Annotated in this window: 16 protein-coding genes and 2 pseudogenes; 12 read left to right on the plus strand and 6 right to left on the minus strand. The window is 69.5% G+C overall.

The window, feature by feature from the left end; translation table 11 throughout:
* Positions 1 to 68 precede the first annotated feature (68 nt).
* The 8 genes from dnaK to AB0B40_RS34065 are packed head-to-tail and all read left to right on the plus strand — an operon-like array spanning position 69 to position 9080.
* Positions 69 to 1967 carry a molecular chaperone DnaK gene (gene dnaK, locus AB0B40_RS34030; protein ID WP_345053765.1) on the plus strand — a complete coding sequence of 633 codons (1899 nt, stop codon included), beginning with the start codon at positions 69 to 71 and terminating at the stop codon, positions 1965 to 1967.
* A gap of 8 nt (positions 1968 to 1975) precedes the next feature.
* Entirely contained in the window at positions 1976 to 2587 is a 612-nt protein-coding gene (gene grpE / locus AB0B40_RS34035; RefSeq protein WP_328513069.1) for a nucleotide exchange factor GrpE, read from the plus strand.
* 6 nt (positions 2588 to 2593) lie between these two features.
* Entirely contained in the window at positions 2594 to 3547 is a 954-nt protein-coding gene (locus AB0B40_RS34040; RefSeq protein ID WP_345053761.1) for a J domain-containing protein, read from the plus strand.
* Positions 3544 to 3951: a chaperone modulator CbpM gene (locus tag AB0B40_RS34045; RefSeq protein WP_345053759.1), complete on the plus strand. Its 408-nt coding sequence runs from the start codon at positions 3544 to 3546 to the stop codon at positions 3949 to 3951. Before AB0B40_RS34040 ends, AB0B40_RS34045 begins: the two co-directional genes overlap by 4 nt.
* Positions 3942 to 6581: an ATP-dependent chaperone ClpB gene (gene clpB, locus AB0B40_RS34050; RefSeq protein WP_345053757.1), complete on the plus strand. Its 2640-nt coding sequence runs from the start codon at positions 3942 to 3944 to the stop codon at positions 6579 to 6581. Before AB0B40_RS34045 ends, clpB begins: the two co-directional genes overlap by 10 nt.
* Positions 6578 to 7024 (plus strand): thioredoxin, encoded by a 447-nt coding sequence (trxA, locus tag AB0B40_RS34055; RefSeq protein ID WP_345053754.1) that lies wholly within the window; start codon positions 6578 to 6580, stop codon positions 7022 to 7024. Before clpB ends, trxA begins: the two co-directional genes overlap by 4 nt.
* A 5-nt stretch (positions 7025 to 7029) precedes the next feature.
* Complete coding sequence (locus tag AB0B40_RS34060; protein WP_097227389.1) at positions 7030 to 7293, plus strand: UBP-type zinc finger domain-containing protein; 264 nt, start codon at positions 7030 to 7032, stop codon at positions 7291 to 7293.
* On the plus strand, positions 7293 to 9080 hold the full coding sequence (locus AB0B40_RS34065; protein ID WP_345053750.1) for an FAD-dependent oxidoreductase: 1788 nt from the start codon (positions 7293 to 7295) through the stop codon (positions 9078 to 9080). The genes AB0B40_RS34060 and AB0B40_RS34065 overlap by 1 nt, the downstream gene beginning before the upstream one ends.
* Positions 9081 to 9723: 643 nt before the next feature.
* Here the strand turns inward: AB0B40_RS34065 and AB0B40_RS34070 are convergent.
* On the minus strand, positions 9724 to 10824 hold the full coding sequence (locus tag AB0B40_RS34070) for an IS110 family transposase (protein ID WP_362267371.1): 1101 nt from the start codon (positions 10822 to 10824) through the stop codon (positions 9724 to 9726).
* A 956-nt stretch (positions 10825 to 11780) separates the two neighbouring features.
* Between AB0B40_RS34070 and AB0B40_RS34075 the strand changes: the two genes are divergently transcribed.
* A complete protein-coding gene (locus AB0B40_RS34075) occupies positions 11781 to 12590 on the plus strand; it encodes a hypothetical protein (protein WP_362267373.1) in 810 nt (269 codons plus the stop codon).
* Between the two features lie 521 nt (positions 12591 to 13111).
* Here the strand turns inward: AB0B40_RS34075 and AB0B40_RS34080 are convergent.
* Positions 13112 to 14005 (minus strand): NADP-dependent oxidoreductase, encoded by an 894-nt coding sequence (locus tag AB0B40_RS34080; RefSeq protein WP_345053743.1) that lies wholly within the window; start codon positions 14003 to 14005, stop codon positions 13112 to 13114.
* 70 nt (positions 14006 to 14075) lie between these two features.
* Here AB0B40_RS34080 and AB0B40_RS34085 point away from each other — a divergent pair, with 70 nt between their 5' ends.
* On the plus strand, positions 14076 to 14681 hold the full coding sequence (locus tag AB0B40_RS34085; protein WP_345053740.1) for a helix-turn-helix domain-containing protein: 606 nt from the start codon (positions 14076 to 14078) through the stop codon (positions 14679 to 14681).
* A gap of 445 nt (positions 14682 to 15126) precedes the next feature.
* Here AB0B40_RS34085 and AB0B40_RS34090 read toward each other — a convergent pair whose 3' ends face one another.
* On the minus strand, positions 15127 to 16524 hold the full coding sequence (locus tag AB0B40_RS34090; RefSeq protein WP_345053738.1) for an MFS transporter: 1398 nt from the start codon (positions 16522 to 16524) through the stop codon (positions 15127 to 15129).
* Entirely contained in the window at positions 16521 to 17366 is an 846-nt protein-coding gene (locus AB0B40_RS34095) for an alpha/beta fold hydrolase (protein WP_345053736.1), read from the minus strand. The genes AB0B40_RS34090 and AB0B40_RS34095 overlap by 4 nt, the downstream gene beginning before the upstream one ends.
* A 92-nt stretch (positions 17367 to 17458) precedes the next feature.
* Here AB0B40_RS34095 and AB0B40_RS34100 point away from each other — a divergent pair, with 92 nt between their 5' ends.
* Positions 17459 to 18427: a LysR family transcriptional regulator gene (locus AB0B40_RS34100; protein ID WP_345053733.1), complete on the plus strand. Its 969-nt coding sequence runs from the start codon at positions 17459 to 17461 to the stop codon at positions 18425 to 18427.
* Between the two features lie 222 nt (positions 18428 to 18649).
* On the opposite strand, the gene AB0B40_RS34105 is transcribed toward AB0B40_RS34100, so the two are convergent.
* Both AB0B40_RS34105 and AB0B40_RS34110 read right to left on the minus strand, forming a co-directional pair.
* A complete protein-coding gene (locus AB0B40_RS34105; RefSeq protein WP_362267376.1) occupies positions 18650 to 19258 on the minus strand; it encodes an aminoglycoside phosphotransferase family protein in 609 nt (202 codons plus the stop codon).
* A 250-nt stretch (positions 19259 to 19508) separates the two neighbouring features.
* A pseudogene (locus AB0B40_RS34110) lies at positions 19509 to 19856 on the minus strand (transposase); the annotation flags it as partial.
* A 237-nt stretch (positions 19857 to 20093) separates the two neighbouring features.
* On the opposite strand from AB0B40_RS34110, the pseudogene AB0B40_RS34115 reads away from it, so the two are divergent.
* A pseudogene (locus AB0B40_RS34115) lies at positions 20094 to 20809 on the plus strand (IS3 family transposase); the annotation flags it as partial.

Genomic DNA, 20809 nt, shown 5'->3' on the forward strand with positions numbered 1-20809 from the left:
TCCCACCCCTACCTGAACGAACGCGGTCCGGAGAGTCGACGCAGGCGCCGTACCGGGAGGAGTTCCTCATGGCCAAGGCAGTGGGCATCGACCTGGGCACCACCAACTCGGTGATCGCCGTGTGGGAGGGCGGCGAGCCGTCCGTCGTGCCCAACAGCGAGGGCAGCCGCACGACACCGTCCGTGGTGGCCTTCACCGACACCGGGGAACGCCTGGTGGGCCAGCTGGCCCGGCGCCAGGCGATCCTCAATCCCAAGGGCACCATCTACTCGGCCAAGCGGTTCATCGGCCGGCACTTCGACGAGATCTCCGACGAGGCCAGGGCAGTGGCGTACGACGTCGTCGAGGGCGACGGCGGGGCGGCCCGCTTCAAGGTGCGCGACAAGCTGTACGCGCCTGAGGAGATCAGCGCACAGGTGCTGCGCAAACTCGCCGACGACGCCTCCAAGCAGCTCGGGGAGCGCGTCACAGAGGCGGTCATCACGGTGCCCGCCTACTTCAACGACGCTCAGCGCACCGCCACCAAGGACGCCGGACGCATAGCGGGACTGGAGGTGCTGCGGATCATCAACGAGCCGACGGCGGCCGCCCTCGCGTACGGCATGGACAAGAAGCAGCACGAGACCGTCCTCGTCTTCGACCTGGGCGGTGGCACCTTCGACGTGAGCATCCTCGACGTCGGCGACGGCGTGGTGGAGGTGCGCTCCACCGCCGGCGACAGTCACCTGGGCGGCGACGACTTCGACCGGCGTCTGGTGGATTACCTCGCGGACGACTTCCAGAAGGCGAACGGCATCGACCTGCGGAAGGACCCGCAGGCGCTGCAACGACTGTTCGAGGCGGCGGAGAAGGCCAAGACCGAGCTGAGTTCGGTGGCGCAGACGCAGGTCAGCCTGCCGTTCATCACTGCCGATGCCTCGGGCCCCAAGCACCTCACCGACTCGATCATGCGGTCCACGTTCGAGCAGATCACCGCCGACCTGGTCGAGCGGACCATGGGACCGGTGCAGCAGGCCATGGCCGACGCCAAGGTCGGCGAGAGCGACATCGACGAGGTCATCCTCGTAGGCGGCTCCACCCGCATCCCCGCCGTCCAGAACCTGGTTCGCCGGCTGACCGGCGGCAAGGACCCCAACATGAGCGTCAATCCCGACGAAGTCGTGGCGCTGGGCGCCGCGATCCAGGCCGGGGTCCTCAAGGGCGAGGTCAAGGACGTCCTGCTGCTCGACGTCACGCCCTTGTCGCTGGGCGTGGAGACGCGCGGCGGAGTGATGACGAAGATCGTCGAGCGGAACACCACCATCCCCGTGCGCCGCAGCGAGACCTTCTCCACCGCCGAGGACAACCAGCCCGCCGTCGACATCGTCGTCCTCCAGGGCGAGCGCGAGCGGGCCGCCGACAACCGGGTGCTGGGCCGGTTCCAGCTCACCGACATCCGCCCGGCGCCGCGGGGCGAACCACAGGTCGAGGTCACCTTCGACATCGACGCCAACGGCATCCTCAACGTCAGCGCGCGCGACAAGGACACCGGCAAGGAACAGGGCATCACCATCAGCGAGAGCTCCAACCTGGACCGCAGTGAGGTCGAGCGCATGGTCGAGGAGGCCGAGCACAACCGGGGCCAGGACCAGGCACTCCGCGAGGCCGTCGACGCCCGCAACGAACTCGACGCGATCGCCTACCAGGTCGAGAAGCGCCTCGCCGAACTGGGCGACGCAGCGCCCGCGCACGAAAAGGCACGCGCCGAGATGCTCGTGTCCGACGCCCGGGCGGCGGTCAAGGAAGAGGCAGGCGTGGAGCGCGTGCGGCCCCTGACCTCCGAACTCCAGCAGGTGCTCGCCGGGCTGGCAGCCCATCAGGGAGCCGCTGCCACGAGCGGTCCCGGCCAGGACGCCGCCACCGGCGGTCCCACGAGTGGCGGTGCCGGTACCGATGATGTCATCGACGCCGAGTTCGACAAGGGCTGAGGCGCGCCATGCCCACCCACCCACAGGAACCCGACCGGGCCGGGTCGGATCCGGTCGAACCGGTCACGGAAGGCGCCGTACGCCCTCCTCGCGGGGACTTGCCGCAACCGGGCCCGCCAACCCGGCCGGAAGCGGCGAACGGCGAACCGGGACCCGATGCCGCCGGCCCCGCGCCTGCCGAGGACGAGTACACGACCGCGATCCAGGAACTGGAGGACCGCTGGCGGCGCGCACTCGCCGACCTCGACAACTTTCGCAAGCGTCACGCCAGGGAACTGGAGCGCGAACGGGCGGTCGAGCGGTCCCGCACGGCGGCCGCCTTCCTGCCCGTCCTCGACAACCTCGAACTCGCCCTGACCCATGCCGACGCCGATCCGGGCGCGATCGTGGAGGGCATCCGGGCGGTCCGCGACCAGGCGGTGAACGTCCTCGAACTGCTCGGCTACCCGCGGCACGCGGAGACCGGCGTCGCCTTCGACCCGGCCCGGCACGAGGTGGTCGGCGTCGTCCAGGACCCCGACGCCCCACCGGGCACGGTCGTCGAGGTGCTGCGCCCCGGCTACGGGGACGGCGAGCGGCAGCTCAGGCCGGCCGCGGTGACCGTCGCGAAGCGGGAGTGACCGGTCATGGCGCGGGACTTCTACGAGGTGCTGGGCGTGTCGCGGAGCGCGAGCCAGGACGAGATCCAGCAGGCGTATCGCAAACTCGCCCGCAGGTACCACCCCGACGTCAACAAGGACCCCGGGGCGGAGGAGCGTTTCAAGGACCTCAACGAGGCACACAGCGTCCTGTCCGATCCCAAGACCCGGGCCCGCTACGACCGCTTCGGCGAGGACTTCCGCAAGATCCCTGAGGACTTCGACGAACGGGTCACGGCCGGAGCGGGCGGCGGCTTCCGCGGTCGGAGGACCGCAGGCGGGGGCGGTCCTCGCGTCCGGTACACCACCGGCTTCGGCGACGACTTCGGAGCGGAGGGCATCGACATCGAGGACCTTCTCGGCTCCATGTTCGGAGCCGGCGCCGCCCGAGGCGGCGTCCCCGGAGCGGACCAGGAGGCCGAGCTGCCGCTCACCGTCGAGGAGGCGTACCGAGGCGGCCGTCGCACCGTCACGCTCGCCGGTCCCACCGGGCAGCCGCGGCGGTACGAGGTCGACGTGCCGCCGGGCGTCACCGACGGGCAGCGCATCCGGCTGGCGGGCGAGGGCGGCCGCGGCAGTGGTGACGCCGCCGCGGGCGACCTGTACCTGCGGGTGCGTATCCAGCCCCACCCCCGGTTCCGGCTGGACGGCCGCGACGTACACATCCAGGCCCCGGTCGCCCCCTGGGAGGCGGCCCTGGGCGCGACCGTGCCGGTGCCCACCCCCGGCGGCGGCACGGCCAAGGTCACGGTGCCCGCGGGCTCGTCCAGCGGCCGGCGGCTGCGGCTGCGCGGCGAGGGCATGCCGAACCCGCGCGGCGCGAACGGTGACCTGTACGCCGAGCTCCGGATCATGGTGCCGCCCAAGCTTAGCGACCGGGAGCGCGAACTGTTCGAGGAGCTCGCCGCCACCTCCTCGTACGACCCCAGGAGGACGCGATGAACGACCGACCCGCGGGAGCGGCAGGCATCGGCCGGGCCGGCGTGGGCAACCGTCCGGTACGAACGGGCGCCGACCTCACCGCCTCGACGGCTGTCCGGTACGCGCTCGTGCCCGCCCCCAGGCTCTCCCTCGACGCCGTGGCCCGTCGCTCGGGCCTCCACCCCGATCTGATCCGCCGGTTCGTCGCCCTCGGCCTGATCGACGCCGAGCGCGACGCCGCGGGGCGCCTGCTGTTCGACCCCACGGCCCCGGCCGCCCTCGCCCGCGTCCAGCGGCTGCGCACCGGACTCTGTCTCAACTACGCATCCATCGGCCTGGTGCTCGACCTGCTGGACCGCATCAGCCTGCTCGAAGCCGCCCTGCGCGGCCGCGGCATGAGGAGTGAAACACCCCCATGGACATGAACCGTCTCACCCAGAAGTCCCAGGAAGCCCTCCAGGAGGCCCAGACCGCGGCCGGCCGCATGGGGCACACCGAGGTCGACGGGGAACACCTGCTGCTCGCACTTCTCGATCAGGAGGACGGTCTGATCCCGCGGTTGCTGCAACAGGCCGGCACCGAGCCGAAGGAACTGCGCGCTGCTGTCCGCGAGGAACTCTCCCGCCGCCCGAAGGTCACCGGCCCCGGCGCGGCACCCGGCCAGGTCTTCGTCACCCAGCGCCTCGCCCACCTGCTCGACGCCGCCGAACGGGAGGCCAAACGCCTCAAGGACGAGTACGTGTCCGTGGAACACCTCCTGCTCGCCCTGGCTGAGGAGAGCTCTTCAACCGCCGCCGGGCGACTGCTCAAACAGGCCGGCATCACCAGGGACTCGTTCCTGAGCGCGCTCACCCAGGTCCGCGGCAACCAGCGCGTCACCTCCGCCAACCCCGAAGTGGCCTACGAGGCTCTGGAGAAGTACGGCCGCGATCTCGTCGCCGAAGCCAGGGACGGCAGACTCGACCCGGTCATCGGCCGTGACGCGGAGATCCGCCGCGTCACCCAGATCCTCAGCCGCAAGTCCAAGAACAACCCCGTCCTCATCGGCGACCCCGGCGTCGGCAAGACCGCCATCGTCGAGGGCCTCGCCCAGCGCATCGTCCGCGGCGATGTCCCCGAGGGCCTGCGCGACAAGACGGTGTTCGCCCTCGACATGGGTTCCCTGGTCGCCGGCGCCAAGTACCGCGGCGAGTTCGAGGAACGCCTCAAGGCCGTGCTGTCCGAGGTGAAGGCCGCCCAAGGGCGCATCCTGCTCTTCGTCGACGAACTCCACACGGTCGTCGGCGCAGGCGCCGCCGAAGGGGCCATGGACGCGGGCAACATGCTCAAGCCGATGCTCGCCCGCGGCGAACTCCACATGATCGGCGCCACCACCCTCGACGAGTACCGCAAGCACATCGAGAAGGACGCCGCCCTCGAACGCCGCTTCCAGCAGGTCCTGGTCGACGAGCCGAGCGTGGAGGACACCATCTCCATCCTGCGCGGACTGCGCGAACGCCTCGAGGTCTTCCACGGCGTGAAGATCCAGGACACCGCGCTGGTCTCCGCGGCCACCCTCAGCCACCGCTACATCACCGACCGGTTCCTGCCCGACAAGGCCATCGACCTCGTCGACGAGGCGTGCGCCCGGCTGCGTACCGAGATCGACTCGATGCCCGCCGAACTCGACGAGATCACCCGCCGCGTCACCCGCCTGGAGATCGAGGAGGCGGCCCTGTCCAAGGAGACCGACGCCGCCAGCAAAACTCGCCTGGAGGAACTGCGCAGGGAACTGGCCGACCTGCGCGGCGAGGCCGACGCCAAACACGCCCAGTGGGAGGCCGAACGGCAGGCCATCCGCCGTGTGCAGGAACTACGCCAGGAACTGGAGCAGGTCCGCCACGAGGCGGAGGAGGCCGAACGCGCCTACGACCTCAACCGCGCCGCCGAACTCCGCTACGGCCGACTCCGGGACCTGGAGCGCCGACTCGCCGCAGAAGAGGAGCAACTGGCCGCCAAACAAGGGCAGAACCGGCTACTGCGCGAGGTCGTCACCGAGGAGGAGATCGCCGAGATCGTCGCCGCCTGGACCGGCATCCCCGTCGCCCGCCTCCAGGAGGGCGAACGCGAGAAACTGCTGCGCCTCGACGAGATCCTGCGCGAGCGCGTCATCGGTCAGGACGAAGCCGTCAAACTCGTCACCGACGCCATCATCCGCGCCCGCTCCGGCATCCGCGACCCTCGCCGCCCCATCGGCTCGTTCATCTTCCTCGGCCCCACCGGCGTCGGGAAGACCGAGCTGGCCAAGACCCTCGCCCGGACTCTGTTCGACTCCGAGGAGAACATGGTCCGCCTCGACATGAGCGAGTACCAGGAGCGGCACACCGTCAGCCGGCTCATGGGCGCACCGCCCGGATACGTCGGCTACGAGGAAGGCGGCCAGCTCACCGAGGCCGTACGCCGCAAGCCGTACTCGGTCGTGCTGTTCGACGAGATCGAGAAGGCGCACACCGATGTCTTCAACACCCTGCTGCAGATCCTCGACGACGGCCGCATCACCGACGCCCAGGGCCGCACCGTCGACTTCCGCAACACCGTGATCATCATGACGTCCAACATCGGCTCCGAGCACCTCCTCGACGGCGCCACCGCCGAAGGTGAGATCAAGCCCGACGCCCGCGCCCTGGTGATGGGCGAGCTGCGCGGGCACTTCCGCCCGGAGTTCCTCAACCGCGTCGACGACATCGTGCTGTTCAAACCGCTCGGCGAGCGCCAGATCGAGCGGATCGTGGAGCTGCAGTTCGACGAACTGCGGCAGCGGCTCGCCGAACGCCGCATCACCGTCGAACTCACCGCCGCTGCCCGGGAAGTGATCGCCCACCAAGGCTACGACCCGGTGTACGGGGCCCGGCCGCTGCGGCGTTACATCTCCCACGAGGTCGAGACACTGGTCGGGCGCGCCCTGCTGCGCGGCGACGTCCAGGACGGCGCGACGGTGCGCGTCGACGCCGAGCACGCAGAGCTGGTGGTCACCTACGACCAGCCCGAGGACGTGAAGGGAGCGCGGGCGGCATGAGCACGATGCAGGCGACCACCGTCAGTTGTCCGAACTGCGGGCGCACCAACCGGGTACCCGTGGCCGCCGAGGGCCGCCCCAAGTGCGGCCACTGCAAGCAGCCCCTCCCGTGGATGGTGGACGCGGGCGACGACGACTTCACCGAGGTCGCCGAGCGGGCCGACATCCCCGTCGTGGTCGACCTGTGGGCCACCTGGTGCGGCCCCTGCCGCATGGTCAGCCCCGCGCTGGAGCAGGTCGCCACCGATCTCGCCGGCCGCATCAAACTCGTCAAGGTCGACATCGACAAGAACCCGCGGCTGTCGCAGCGTTTCGAGGTACAGGCGGTACCGACACTGCTCGTCCTCGCCCAAGGCGAGACAGTCGCCCGGCAGACGGGGGCGGCACCCGCCCCCGCTCTGCGCCAGTGGGTGGAACAATCGATCACGGCCCGGGAAGGGTGATCCGGATGACCCTGCACGCAGACCCCCACCTCGCGCTTGTCCGGCCGGTCCAGCCGCTGACCCCGGAAGGGTGTCAGGAGTGTCTGCTGCTCGGCTCCCCGTGGGTCCATCTGAGGCTCTGCCTGACCTGCGGGCACGTCGGCTGCTGTGACTCCTCGCCGAACAAGCACGCGCGTAGGCACGCAGCTGCCGACGCCCATCCGATCGTGCAGTCGTTCCAGCCCGGCGAGGATTGGCGCTGGTGCTACGTTCACGAGGCGTTCGTCTGATGTCCGGCGACCAGCCGCTGCCGGGCGGAGAACCGGTGCCGGAGGAAGCGGACGAGGATGTCTTCTCGGAGACCCCGGACACCTGCGGCGCGTATCCGCGCCTTACGGAGGACCAGATAGCACGTCTGGCAGAGCACGGGCAACGCCGGAGCATGGCTCCGAACGACGTGCTGATCCAGGAGGGGGAGCGCTGCGAGACGTTCTTCGTCGTCCTCAGCGGTACCGTCGCCGTCGTCGAGGACTACGGCACTCCCGAGGAACACGTGCTGCGCGTGCACGGCCCCGGTCGCTTCATCGGCGAACTCGGGCTGCTGCACGGACAGGTGGCCTTCTACACCGCTGTCGCCAGGGACCCGGGCGAGGTCCTCGTCGTCTCCTTGGCCCAATTGCGCCACCTGGTGTCCCAGGACTCCACCATCGGGGACCTCGTGCTGCGCGCCTGTCTGGGCCGTCGCGCGCTGCTCGTCGGACAGGGCGCCGGCTTCCGCATCATCGGCTCGCGCTACTCGCCCGACACCCGGCGGCTGCGCGAGTTCGCGATCCGCAACCGGCTGCCGCACCGCTGGATCGACCTGGAGACCGACAAGGAGGCCGAGGACCTGCTGCGCCGCTTCGGCGTCGGCCCGGAGGAGACACCGCTCGTCATCTGGCGGGACACCACCCTGTTGCGCAACCCCAGCAACGCGGAGCTGGCCCGGCTCATCGGCCTGCCGTCACTGCCCGCCGGAAACCGTCACGGCGACGTCCTCATCGTCGGCTCCGGACCCGCCGGCCTCGCTGCCGCGGTGTACGCCGCCTCCGAGGGCCTGAGCACCACCGTGGTGGAGGCGATGGCCACCGGCGGCCAGGCCGGCACGTCGTCCCGCATCGAGAATCTGCTCGGCTTCCCCGCCGGCATCTCAGGCGCCGAACTCACCGAACGCGCCGTGCTCCAAGCCGACAAGTTCGGCGCCAGGATCAGCATTCCGCTGGAGGCGACCGGTCTCCATCCCAAGGACGAGGACCACTACGTGGTGGCGTTCGCCGACGGCAGCGAGATCGCCGCCCGCGCCGTCGTCCTGGCCACGGGTGCCCGCTACCGCCGGCTCCAGGTGCCCGGCATCGAACGCCTGGAGGGAACGAGCGTCCACTACTCGGCGACCGTCTACGAGGCCCAGCGGTGCCGCACCGACCCGGTGGCCGTCGTCGGCGGAGGCAACTCGGCGGGCCAGGCGGTGCTGTTCCTCGCCGGGTACGCGCCGAAAGTGCACCTGCTGGTCCGAGGACCCAGCCTTGAGGCCAACATGTCCCGCTACCTGATCGACCAGGTCGAACGCCATCCGCGGGTGGAGGTCATGCTGCACACCGAGGTCACCGAGGTCATCGGTCAGGAGGTGCTGGAGGAGCTCGACGTGGTCGACAACCGCACGGGCGGGCACCGCCGACTCGCGGTACGGGGCCTGTTCGTCTTCACCGGCGCCGACCCCCACACCGAGTGGCTCGCCGGCGTCATCGCCCTCGACTCCCGCGGCTTCGTCCTCACCGGCCCGGAGGCCCAGGAAGCCTGCGCCTACCACGAGGTGTGGCACGGCCGCGGGCGCCCGTGCATGACCCTGGAGACCAGCCTGCCCGGGGTCTTCGCGGTAGGGGACGTCCGTAGCGGCTCGGTGAAACGGGTGGCCTCCGCGGTCGGCGAAGGCGCGATGAGCATCCACTTCGTGCACCGCCACCTGGGCCGCACGGCCGCCCACGGCGGCACCGACAGCTCACCGCACACCCGTCCGAAGGAGTCCGCTTGGCTCGCATGACGCCCAGGAGATGGGGGACCTGCGGGATCTGACGCGGTCACGGACAGCGATGACGCAGGAACGGGCTCGGATGATCCAGCGACTGGAGAAGGTGCTCCAGGACGCCGGGATCAAACTGACATCGGTGGCCTCCCAGGCGTACTCGAAGTCCGCGCGGGCGATCCTGGAAGCACTGGTGGAGGGAGAGCGCGATCCAAAGGTCCTGGTCTCGCTGGTCAAGGGCCGCTTGCGGTCCACAAGGGGAGGCTGGAGGAGGCACTCGGGCACCGTTCCCGCGTCGAACACCGCGGGGTACTCGCCCGCCGACTGCTGGCGGCCGAGATCGGCCTGGACATGTCGGTCTTCCGCTCCTCCGGGCACCTTGCCTCCTGGGCGGGTCTGCCCGGGCAACAACGCCTCGGGCGGCAAGCGCCGCTCGGGTCGCACCCGGCCGGGGGGCCAGGTTCAGAGACTGCCGACACAATCGGGGCGGCGCCGGCCAGAGAACCTGTCGAGACCGGCCGCATCCTCGAAAGCGGCGAGCCAGAGTACGGCGGTGCCCGCGCCGGACACTGCGTCCCGTCGTAGCCCTCTGCGCGCAGAAGCCCCGCCCAAGGCAGCAGTCCCGGCGGGCTCCGCCGTATCACCCGCTATCACACTGCCCCTATGACGAGGGTTGCGGCTGCACAGGTCTGACCAGGTGGAAGACCTCCCGGGCCGCGTATCGCTTGAGACTTCGGACGACTTCACGTCGGGTCTTGCCCTCCTTGCTGCGGCGTTCGTAATAGTCCTGGGTACGCGGGTCGACGCGCAGGCGGGTCTGCACGATCCTGTGCAGGGCCGCGTTCGCTTGCCGGTCGCCGCCCCGGTTGAGGCGCCGGTACTGCCGACTGCCCGAAGAACGCTCGACCGGGCTGACCCCGCACAGCGCCGCGAAAGACGCCTCACTGCCCAGGCGTTCCGGGTTGTCCCCGATCGTGATCAGCAAAGTGACGGCCGTGTCCGGACCGATGCCCACCACCTCGAGCAGCTGCGGAGCGTGGCGCTCCACCAGCCGGGTCAGACGGCCTTCCAGGTCCCGGACTTCTTCACTGAGCTGTTTGATGCGCCGGGCCAGGAGACCCAGGGTGACGTGGGTGGCGTGGAGCACCGCTCCCTCGTCGGCCTCGTGGTTCAGGCTGTCGTCAACGAGCCCTGCGCAGGTGCGAAAGAGCTCTGCGTTGCCCAGCCCGGCCAGTTCCTCCCTAAGCTGCGGATCGGCACGGATGAGGACAGCCTTGAGCTGGTTGATCGCCTGCGTGCGGGCCTTGACCGCCGAGTCCTTGGCCAGCTTGTACATCCGGGCGATCTCCACCGGCCCATCGCCCGCCTTGGCCTGGGCACGCGCCCGCCCACTCAGCACCACCCGGGCCGCGTTCTCGGCGTCAAGCGGGTCCGACTTGCCGCGCCGACGGCGGTCGGCCCGGTCGAACCGGTTCACATCGAAAACGTCCACGCCCTGGGCCAGCAGGTAGCGGGACAGGGCCGCCCCGAAGGAGCCGGTGCCTTCCACTCCGGCCCGGCTCACCGTTCCCGACGCCCTGGCCCACGCCAGCAGGTTGCGGTATCCGGCCGAGGTGGCCGGGAACTCTGCGGTGCCGATCACTTCCCCCACCAGGGAGAGCACAGCGGCCACATGGGCATCCCGGTGCGTGTCCACTCCGAGGACCACCTTGCTCGTCGGCCGGCGCCGACGAGGACGCAAAGCGGAGGACGTGCCGGTCATGCTCGTTCCCTTTCAGGCCGACGGCTTGTCCCGTAGTCGGCAGCCGGACCGTGCGGACGGTCAGAATCGTGATGACGCCTGTCTGGCAAGCCCCTATCGAGACACGTCCATTAGCCCGAGACCAACAGTGCGCTGTCCCCTGGCCGGCGGTCGACACAGTGTGATCAGGACACCTCGGTCAGAGATCTCAGGAGTCAGACCTCGCCGTAGGACAGGCACCCACCTATGGTTCTCGGCCCAACCGGCTTCCAGCCACGTCAGCCCGCTCGTTCGAGCGAATTGACTCGAAGCACCGGTCGCCTACCAGCGGAACTGGCACCATGCCGCCGTCGTGCGTCACTTCGAGTCGAAGGCGGACCATGGAACGGCGGGTCAATGAGCGGCAGCTGTCGGTGTTGCAGTGGGTGGGAGCCGGGTGCCCTGCAGGCGTATGGAGCACCAGCTCCTACAAGACAACCTGTCAGGCACTGCACAACCGGGGCCTGGTGACGGTCTCCCGGAAGGCCGGGCAGTGGAGCGTCGCCCTGACGAGCGCCGGCCGGCACTACCTGGCACACGGCACGTACCCGCCCCGCGGATCACGCCCCCGGAAGACCCAGGCCGCCGCTCCACGACCTCAGTCCACCCGAGCGCAGGAAACGCCGGCCGCCGAGCGGAAGCTACCCCCTCCATCACAGCCTCGCTTCACGTTCACGGAGCAGCTGCTGCAAGAACTCGCGGAGGCCGGCGGCAGAATCGTCAAGAGCGGCAGCGGCCCTGAGCTGGAAAAGTGGCCGTCCCGCGTCGCCGCGGCACGCAGATCCGGAAGGATTCCGGAGACGAAGGAGCTGTACGGGGGTTGGCGCAGCGGCGGGTATGAGATCAAGCTCGTCGACATCCCCGCCTGGCGTCTTGCTGTCCTCGACCCCGTCGCCGTGCCCTCGCGGCTCACTCGGCCACACACCGTGGTGCGGGCCATGCAGAACGAACGGCAGCCGCTGGGTCTGACCAAGCCCGTCCAAGGACGCGCTCTCCGACTCATCCAGGCGCTCATCACCGCCGCCGAGGCCGAAGGACACACCTGCGCGGCCGGGAAGACCGGCTTCGCACCCCCGTCTCATCGCCGCCGCAAGGCACATCCTCACTTCACCATCACCGCACAGGGCCAGCCAGTGGGGTTTCTCGTCCTCCAGGAGCAGGACCGGGCCGAGCACGTCGCCACCGAGAAGGAACTCGCCGAGGCCAAGAAGCACTCCTGGGTCAGAATCCCCCGCTTCGACTACACCCCGTCCGAACGCCTCCGCTTCATCGTCAGCGGCGGCCAGCCACACCGGGCGAGCGAATGGGCCGACGCTCCCGGCCGTCCCCTCGAAGAGCAGCTCGCCGAGATCGCACAGGAGGTCACGCTTCGCGGCGAAGCCGCCGAACGCAGACGCCAGGACGAGGCCGAAGCGGCACGCCAGAAGCGCATCCGCTGGGAAACCGCCATGGAACAAGCCCGCATCCGGTACGCCGAGGCGTACCGCGTCCGGCACCTCGAAGCACTGGAAGTGGCATGGCACCACGCCATCCGACTGACCGAGTACGTGAGCGCGGTACGCACACGAGTCGAGGCCATGCCACCGGGGCAGACCAGAACCGAAGCCGAAGCATGGATCAGCTGGGCAGCCGCCACCGTGGAGCGCCTCGACCCACTGAACACACCGCCCCGACTGCCCGACATCCCCAACCCACGGGCCGACGACCTGAAACCCTTCCTCGGGCACTGGAGCCCCTACGGCCCCTGAGCCGCGATAGCGGGCGCGCACCGACTGGGTGGCACTCAGATGATCATCCGTGATCTCAGACAGCACGGCACGGCCTGGTCGCACCCAATGTCGGATGTCGTCGATCGCGCTGAGCATCGCTGCACGGCCGAGCTCGCGGGTGGCGGCGTGGTCGATCTCCGTTGAGCAGCAGCGGGGACATACCAGGAGCCGCGCAGCCATGATGGCTCGTTTGACGCACGCACGCTGCCCCCGCGACGCCCCAGCCTGCCTGCAAGATCGGCGTACCGCCACCGATTGCGCTCCGCACGTTGACGCACGCCCGGACAGCCGAAAGAAGTGGGAGCTTCCTGGGACTTTTCTGGGACTTCCGACTGCATCAACGGGGACGAGCATGAAGAATCCGAAAGGCCATACGTGCAGGTCAGTGAGCTACGGCCCCGTAACACCGCAGGTCATCGCGTCCGCTGGTCTCTTCCGATGAAGTAGCGAGATGCTGGTGTCGCCCTCACTTTCTGCTCGAGGGCGACGCACAGCTGCCTTCAGACGACCAGAACCCTGCGCCCGCGCGTGTGACCGGCCTGGCTGTCGATGTGCGCCGCCGGAGCCTCGGCGAGTGTGTACGACTTCTCGACTGGGATGTGGAGCTTTCCTCGCGAGATGAGGTTGACGGCCTCGGCGAGCGCTTCCGGCACGCTCCCGGCCACGCCGGAGAACCGGACGCCGAACTCCGGCGCGTCGAGATCGGCGATGGAGATCACCCTATGCGCATCACCAGTCAGTTCGACGAGTTCGCGGAGCACGCCCGAGCCCGCCAGGTCGAGAGCCGCGTCGACATGGCCGACCTCCCGCACCCGCTCGACCCAGCCCTCGCCGTACGTCGTGGCGACGGCACCCAAGCTCCGCAGGTAGTCCTGGTTCGCGGCCCCAGCCGTGCCGATCACTCTGATGCCGCGGTCACGGGCGATCTGCAGCACCGCTGATCCGACTCCCCCGGACGCGCCGCTGACCAGCAGCGTCTGCCCGGACCGCACACCGACCTCGCGGATGACGCGCAGAGCGGTCTCCACCACCGAGGGGTATCCGGCCGCCTCTTCGAACGTCAGCCCCTCGGGCATATGGGCCCAGGCCGACAGCACGGCGAACTCGGCATACGTGCTCGAACCTTCGCCGAACACGCGGTCGCCGACCTCGACCCCTTCGGCGCCCTGACCGACCTCGTCCACCACCCCGGAGGCGTCCAGCCCGACTCCGGAGGGCAACTCGATCGGATGGGCCCCCAGAACCTGGCCTTCACGGATCCTCCAGTCGACGGGATTCACGCCCGCCGCCCGCACAGCAATGCGTATCTGGTCGGGGCCCGCATGGGGCTCCTCGGCATCTATGAGTTGCAGGACGTCCGGACCACCGAACTCGGCGAAGCTCACCTTCTTCATGCGGCGACCGTAGCACTAACGGATAGCATTTTGGAACAGTTACGGATATGCACCTGATAGTGTACGATGCATGACCGTGCCGACCGGACGACGTGAGCGCAAGAAGGCCGTGACCCGTCAGAAGATCGCTGACGCCGCCCTGCGGCTCTTCCTGGAGCGCGGGTACGACGCGGTGGGCATCCGTGACGTGGCTGCCGAGGCCGACGTGGCCGTCACCACGCTCTTCTCTCACTTCGCCTCGAAAGAGGCCCTGGTGTTCGAGCAGGACGAAGACTTCGAGCAACGCCTCACGCGGGCGGTCACCGACCGGGAGCCGCACGAACCGCTCATCCCTGCGCTGCGCCGCGAGATCCAAGCCTTGGTGCGTCACTGCACGGCGGACAGCGCCGCCCCGATCTGGCGCATGATCGACGCATCACCTGCCCTGCGGGAGTACGAGGAGTCGATGAGACTGCGCCACGCGGAGTCGCTGGCAACGGCCATCGCCGCCGATCCCGGCCTGTCACCGACCCCAACGGCCTGCCGGGCGATCGCGAGGTTCGTGATCGACGCCTATTCGCTGGCCCGTGCGGCGGCCGATCCAAAGGCCACGGTGGACGAGATCTTCCGGATGATCGAGGCGGGTTGGGAGGTCACCTGCCCTTCCGCAAACTCCACCGCTACGGCCGGACCATAGTCAGGACCCGACCCGCCCGGCGCCGTTTCGCCGAACCCCAGCGGCAGAGCGGACCAGTGTCCGAACCGACCTTGGTCGTTCTGTAGCGATGGCCCCCCGTGGCCGCATAGCCAGCGGTCCGGCTGCGGCAGACTGGCCATGCTCGCAGTGGGACGAACTGCAAGGCCAGGAAGCTCGACCAGGCCGGCCGCGAAGAGGACGTGCGGATGCTCACCGAGAACCGCACCCAGCCCACCTCTGCCCCGGTCCGCGCCGGCTTCACCAAGCTCCTTCACGAGGCCGCCGTCGGCGCCACGACATCCGCATTTCCGACGCCGCCCGCACCTTCCGTTCCTTCGCCGCCTGGAGGAGGTCGCCGTTCCTCGACCACGAGGCTTGCCGCACCCTGTCGACATCGCGCCCACGCTGGTCCGACGGATGCCCGCAGCGTCTGAGGGCGCTCCAGTTATATACGTGCCTCTCCGCTGTGACTGCTGTGGCCGTGCACGGGCTCGGGGCCAGGCCGGTGGCGGAGCCGGAGGCTGATCAACGCGGTGATCGTGAAGGCGACGACCTGGTAGAGCATCGCGTGCCGGAACGCGGTGTCCGCATCGGCGGCGGGGGCGTAGTAGGCGAGTCCGGCCGCGGTCACTCCGATTGATCCGCCGAGCTGCTGTGCTGTGGGCAGCAGTCCGGAGACCGAGCCGGCGGCGGCACCGTGCACCTCGGCCAGGACCAGCGTGAACACCGACGCGGTGAAGGCGCCGAACGCGGCTCCGCCGACCGCCAGCACGGGCAGTGCCGCCTGGCGTCCCGCCGCCGAGCCGACGAGCGGGGCCAGCGCCAGGCACATCCCGGCCAGCACCAGGGACGCAACGGTGAGCACTGTCGGCCCGTGCCGGCGGACAAGAGCGGGCGCGGCTCTGCTGCCGAAGACGGCGGCGGCGGCGAACGGTGCCGACGTCAGCGCGGCAGCCAGAGGCGAGTACCCGACGGCGGACTGGAGATGGAGGAAGAGCAGGTAGGTGAAGGAAGGCACGCCCGTGTTGAACACGAACACCAGCAACGTGCCCCTACGCGCCGACCAGTCACGCAGCACCGCGGGATGGATCAGCGGGTCAGGCCGGTGCGGAAGGCTTCGGACGAAGTGGGCGAGGGCGGCCACGGCCACGGCGAAACCGGCCCACGTCCACCAGGGCCAGCCTGCTTCCCGCCCCAGGGTCAGGGGCAGGACCAGTGCGCCGGCTCCCACGGTGACCAGCAGCGCACCCAGTTTGTCGACGCGGAGTTTGTCCGCCCCGCGGCTGCGAGGCAGCGCGGTCGATCCGGCCAGCGAGGCGAGCGCCACCGGCACGGTGAGGAGCATCACCGGCCGCCAGCCGAGGCCGAAGAGATCGGCACTAAGGACGAGAGCGCCGATCAGGGGCCCGGCCAGTGACGCGACGGCCATGGTGGCACCGTACGAGCCGAGGGCGCGCGATCGGCGGGCCGCGGGGGTGGCGGCGTGGATGAGGGAGAGGACCTGGGGGGCGACCAGGCCGCTGCCCGAGCCCTGCACCAGCCGGGCCGTGATCAGCGACGCGGCGTCAGGGGCAAACGCGCCGGCCACCGAGCCCGCAGTGAAGACCACAGTGCCCGCCACGAACAGTCGACGATAGCCGTACCGGTCGCCCAGCCGAGCGGCGGGGATGAGCAGGCACGCGTACGTCAGGGTGTATCCGGCGAGCACCAGTTGCACGGCGCCCGGACCGGCGCCCAGACCGGCCTGTATCGCCGGCGCAGCCACCTGGGCGGCAGTGACGTTGAGGAGTTGCACGAAAGTGGCGCTGAGCACCACCGGCAGCACGAGGCGTCCACCGCTCACGGCAGCAGAGCCACGGCGAGCTCACGGGGCCGGGCGGCGAACGGGCTGTGGCTGCCCGGGAGGGTGCGCACGGTGAACGGGTTCCCGGGCATGGCCCGGTCGGCTTCCGCGATCATCAGATCCTGCACGGCCGTGGGCAGCGCCCGGTCGTCTGCGCAGCGCAGGAAGGTCCGCGGGACGTGCCCCCACCGGTCCGGGGTCACGATGACCGGGGTGGTGGGGATCGCCAGCGGCAGATCGGGGCTCAGTGCCGAGCGCCAGCGGTCGAAGCGGTCCAAGGGAGTGTCGTGGTAGTAAGTCTGCCGCAGTTCCTCGACGTAGGCGGGATCCTGCGAGAGCGGGTTGATCCGCACGGCGCCCAATTCCCCGGGGTCGCCGAGGTTGAGACTCTCGCCCCGTGCCGTGGCGTTCTCGGGCGAGCCGAGATAGTCGAAGAACCGGGGCCGTCCGGCGGGCACGAAGGCCGAGAGGTAGACGATCTCGTTAACGAGTTCGGGTGCGCGCTCGACAGCCAGTGACGCGGGGCCACCGCCCGCGCTGTGCGCGACGAGCACGACACGACGGTGGTGGCGGGCCTTGCGCAGCGTGTCCAGCACGGCCTTGGCGCTGTCGTCCATCGTCACGGTCGCAAGCGCGGACCTCTCGGTCAACAGGCCCGGCTGGCCCGGCTGGAGGTATCCGCTGGGCAGTGGCGCGTCGAAGCCGTGCCCCGGCAGATCGATGGCCATGCTCGCGGCGCCGCGTGCGGCGAGTGCGCGCTGCGTCGCCGCCCACTGCCCGGAGCCGTGCCAGGCCCCGTGCACGAAGACGAAGACAGTGTCTGTAGGGGAAAGATCAGTCATGACTGCATTTCACGCGAGCCAACCCCGACCATCCAGTGAAAGATCTGGCAAGCTGGTCGACGATACTTCTGAGATATGTCCGAGAGGCTGACATGGAGGCGCGGCACCTGCGGTACGCACTGGCCCTCGCCGAGCACGCACACTTCGGCCGGGCGGCCGGTGCGCTGGGCATCGCGCAGCCTCCACTGTCCAAGCAGATCGCCGACCTCGAACGGGAAGTGGGCGCCCGCTTGTTCGATCGCACCCGCCAGGGGGTGTTCCCGACGGCTGCGGGCGCGGCTTTCCTCTCCCGTGCACGCAGGGCGCTCGACGAGATCGCGGCGGCCTCGGTCGACGCGGCCAGGGCAGCGCGCGGCGAGACGGGACGGCTGCGCCTGGGGTTCATTGCCTCGGCGCTGCTCGAACCCCTGCCGGACATCCTCGGCCGGTTCAGCCGCGAACGGCCCGACGTGCGGCTGGAACTGCACGAAATGGCGACCAGGCGCAGCACGGCCGCGCTCGTCGCCGGCGAACTGGACGTGGCGATCGGCCTCGGCCGGCCAGGGGGCCTCGGGGCCGAGCAGTTGGTATCGGTCCCGATCGGACACGACCACCTGGTCGCGGTCGTGAGCAGCACGCACCCGTACGCGGGTCAGCCTTCGGTGGACGTGGACCGGCTGCAACGACAGCCGCTGATCGTGGCGCCGGGCGAGGACGAGCCCACCGTCGTCACCGGACTGCGGACCCTCCTGGGCAAGGACTCCCCGGCGCTCTCCGGCGCGACCGTCGCGAGGGACATCCACACCATCATCGGCCTCGCCGCCTGCGGCGTGGGCGTCGGCCTGGGGCCCTCCCGCATGCTGACGGCCCCACGACGGGGCACGTGGTTCTGCGAGGTGACCCCGCGCACGCCTCTGCCCGATCTGGTCCTGTCCTTCCGTGCCCGGGACCGTTCCCCGGCACTGAACGCCTTCCTCGACGTCATCCGCAAGAACTGCTCCGAGGTCGGTGCCGCGCTCGATCACCGGCTCGGCCCACTCGGACCCCAAGAAGAAGGCGACCGCGACTCGACCTCTACCTGACTTCACCTCGCCGGACAAGAGGGTGGCTTCGTTCATCTCCAGGAACAGCGATTGTCGACCGGTTCCGGAGTCAGTTGTCGATCAACTGGCTCGCGAGTGTCAAAGAGAAATGACGGCACTGCCGAGAAGTTAGGGGAACGCGGGACGGCCAGCCGCCCGTCAAGGCGGCTGGCCGTCGAGGCATGCAGCGGCAGAAGCGATGCCTGTGCGACGGACGCGGTGCTATGAGACCAACAGAGCCAGCGCCTCCTTCGCGTTGTGCTCGGCGACTTTCTGCATCACCGTGCGGTGCGGGAAATCGCCATCGAGCAGGCGAAGGGGGCCAGCCACCAGTGAGAGACGCATCGCGAGCAGGTAGAGGTCGAGCCGTGCCGGATCGAGTCCGGGGCGGGACAAGGCCGAGTACTGGTCACCGAAACGAAGCTGCAGGAATACGTGCTCCCACTCGACATCGAAGAACATCAGGCCCTCTACATCGATGAGGACGGGGTGTCCGGAGGCATCGACCGGGACATGGTCGGGCCCGAGTTCGCCGTGGATCAGTCCGTGCTGCGTGCGCGGAGCCCCTCGTGTGGCCAGCTCCTGCAAGCGATCCTGCAAAGAAGCCGCGGCCGATCCGATGCAGGGGTCGCGTCCGGCCGCCTCCGCAAGATCCTCGATGGCACGTTCGAGCACCAGTTGCTCGCATGCATCGCCACTCGCCTTGCCGCCCCGTTCGAGCACGTCCACCCTGCCGTAGTGCTGACTGTGCTGCTGGTGTGATGCGCGTGCGGGATCCGTCTGCATGAGCGCTTCCAGAGTGCCACCGGCTACGTCCTCGACAACTGCCACGTCCACCGGGTAGCGGCGTCGGCCATCGTCAGCGAAAAGCACCTCTGGAACCCGGACTCCAAGGCCATCCAGTCTCCGCTGGGCCGCTAGCCTCGATCTTTAGTGATGGTCCGCTGACGAAGTTGGCGGACCATTTCGCGTTCTGCGGCTGAGAGCTGGCAGGGCGGCGGCCCAAGTGTCGCCTCGGGTGGGCGCCGGGTTCCACTGCCCGGAGCGGGTGGTGCTGTCGTCGGGACAGCGAATCTGCTGGTCAGCCGGGGTTCGGGAGTTGAGCGCGCCGGTCGAGGGCGGCAGTGATGTCGCAGATCCAGGGCCGGTGCCGGGCGAATCGGAGAATCCGCCGGCGCCCGGTGGTGACGAGCTGCCCGGCCGCGAAGAACAGTCGGAGCCGCAGACGGCGGGGTTCCCAGAGCCTGGCCTTGCCGGTGAGTGCGAGCATCGGCATCCAGGCCAGCAGATCCAACGCGATCTGGACGATCTCGAGCCAGACCCGGTTCTGGGCGGTGTGTTGCAGGGGCAGGTTCCGCAGCCCGGTGGCCCGGGCGGCCCGGATGCGGTCCTCGGCCCGGGCCCGCAAGCGGTGACGGAGTTCGAGGTCCCCCGTGCTCCCGGTCCTCGTTGTGCTCGCCCACGCTTCCATCGTCCTGCGCGCCCACAGGCTCCATCGGGGCGTCAGCGTGATACCAGGTGCGGTGGCTGCGGGTGTCCTCTGCCACCGAACCCGGATCGTTTGCCAGCGATGTTGGACAACTACGGGGGCCACGCAACTTGCTGGTCTATGAGACTGAACCGTTCCGGGTTCGGTAGGGACTCGATCATTTGAGAGGATCGAGTCATGGCACGTCCTTCCCAGTACCCGCTTGAGCTGCGCAAACGAGCTGTCCGCATGGTCGCCGAGGTGCGGCCGGAGTACGACACCGAGTGGTCCGCGATGAAGGCCGTCGCGTCGAAACTCGGCATCGGCACGACCGAGACGCTGCGCAAGTGGGTGCGGCAGGACCAGATCGACGCTGGCACCCGGCCGGGCACGACAACGGATGAGTCGGCCGAGCTGAAGCGGCTGAAGAAGGAGAACGCTGAGCTGAAGAGGGCGAACGACATCCTCAAGGCAGCAGCGTCTTTCTTCGCGGCCGAGCTCGACCGGCCACACACACGCTCGTAGCGTTCATCGACGAGCACAAGGACCGCTTCGGCGGCGTCGAGCCGATCTGCCGGGTCCTCACCGACCACGACTGCAAGATCGCGCCCTCCACCTATTACGCCCACCGCAAACGCCAGGCCGCCCCCGCGGCCCGCACCCTCCGCGACACCGAACTGAAGACCTTGATCATCGAGGCGTTCGACACCAACTACCGCGTCTACGGCGCCAGGAAGATCTGGCGGCACCTGAACCGACAGGGCCATCCCGTGGCCCGCTGCACCGTCGAGCGCCTCATGCGCGAACTCGGCATCACCGGCGCCGTCCGCGGCAAGAAGGTGATCACGACGATCCCCGACTCCACCGCACCCAGGGCGCCGGACCTGGTCGACCGCGACTTCGTCGCCGACACA

It is taken from the genome of Streptomyces sp. NPDC042638, assembly GCF_040647235.1.
GTDB classification, from domain to species: domain Bacteria; phylum Actinomycetota; class Actinomycetes; order Streptomycetales; family Streptomycetaceae; genus Streptomyces; species Streptomyces rameus.

Excerpts from the sequence above, each read along its gene's own strand:
- AB0B40_RS34065 (WP_345053750.1), top strand. The coding sequence starts at position 7,293 with ATGTCCGGCGACCAGCCGCTGCCGGGCGGAGAACCGGTGCCGGAGGAA.
- clpB (WP_345053757.1), top strand. The coding sequence starts at position 3,942 with ATGGACATGAACCGTCTCACCCAGAAGTCCCAGGAAGCCCTCCAGGAG.
- trxA (WP_345053754.1), top strand. The coding sequence starts at position 6,578 with ATGAGCACGATGCAGGCGACCACCGTCAGTTGTCCGAACTGCGGGCGC.
- AB0B40_RS34060 (WP_097227389.1), top strand. The coding sequence starts at position 7,030 with ATGACCCTGCACGCAGACCCCCACCTCGCGCTTGTCCGGCCGGTCCAG.
- AB0B40_RS34095 (WP_345053736.1), bottom strand. The coding sequence starts at position 17,366 with ATGACTGATCTTTCCCCTACAGACACTGTCTTCGTCTTCGTGCACGGG.
- AB0B40_RS34045 (WP_345053759.1), top strand. The coding sequence starts at position 3,544 with ATGAACGACCGACCCGCGGGAGCGGCAGGCATCGGCCGGGCCGGCGTG.
- AB0B40_RS34040 (WP_345053761.1), top strand. The coding sequence starts at position 2,594 with ATGGCGCGGGACTTCTACGAGGTGCTGGGCGTGTCGCGGAGCGCGAGC.
- AB0B40_RS34075 (WP_362267373.1), top strand. The coding sequence starts at position 11,781 with ATGCAGAACGAACGGCAGCCGCTGGGTCTGACCAAGCCCGTCCAAGGA.
- AB0B40_RS34100 (WP_345053733.1), top strand. The coding sequence starts at position 17,459 with ATGGAGGCGCGGCACCTGCGGTACGCACTGGCCCTCGCCGAGCACGCA.
- AB0B40_RS34085 (WP_345053740.1), top strand. The coding sequence starts at position 14,076 with ATGACCGTGCCGACCGGACGACGTGAGCGCAAGAAGGCCGTGACCCGT.
- grpE (WP_328513069.1), top strand. The coding sequence starts at position 1,976 with ATGCCCACCCACCCACAGGAACCCGACCGGGCCGGGTCGGATCCGGTC.
- AB0B40_RS34070 (WP_362267371.1), bottom strand. The coding sequence starts at position 10,824 with ATGACCGGCACGTCCTCCGCTTTGCGTCCTCGTCGGCGCCGGCCGACG.
- dnaK (WP_345053765.1), top strand. The coding sequence starts at position 69 with ATGGCCAAGGCAGTGGGCATCGACCTGGGCACCACCAACTCGGTGATC.
- AB0B40_RS34080 (WP_345053743.1), bottom strand. The coding sequence starts at position 14,005 with ATGAAGAAGGTGAGCTTCGCCGAGTTCGGTGGTCCGGACGTCCTGCAA.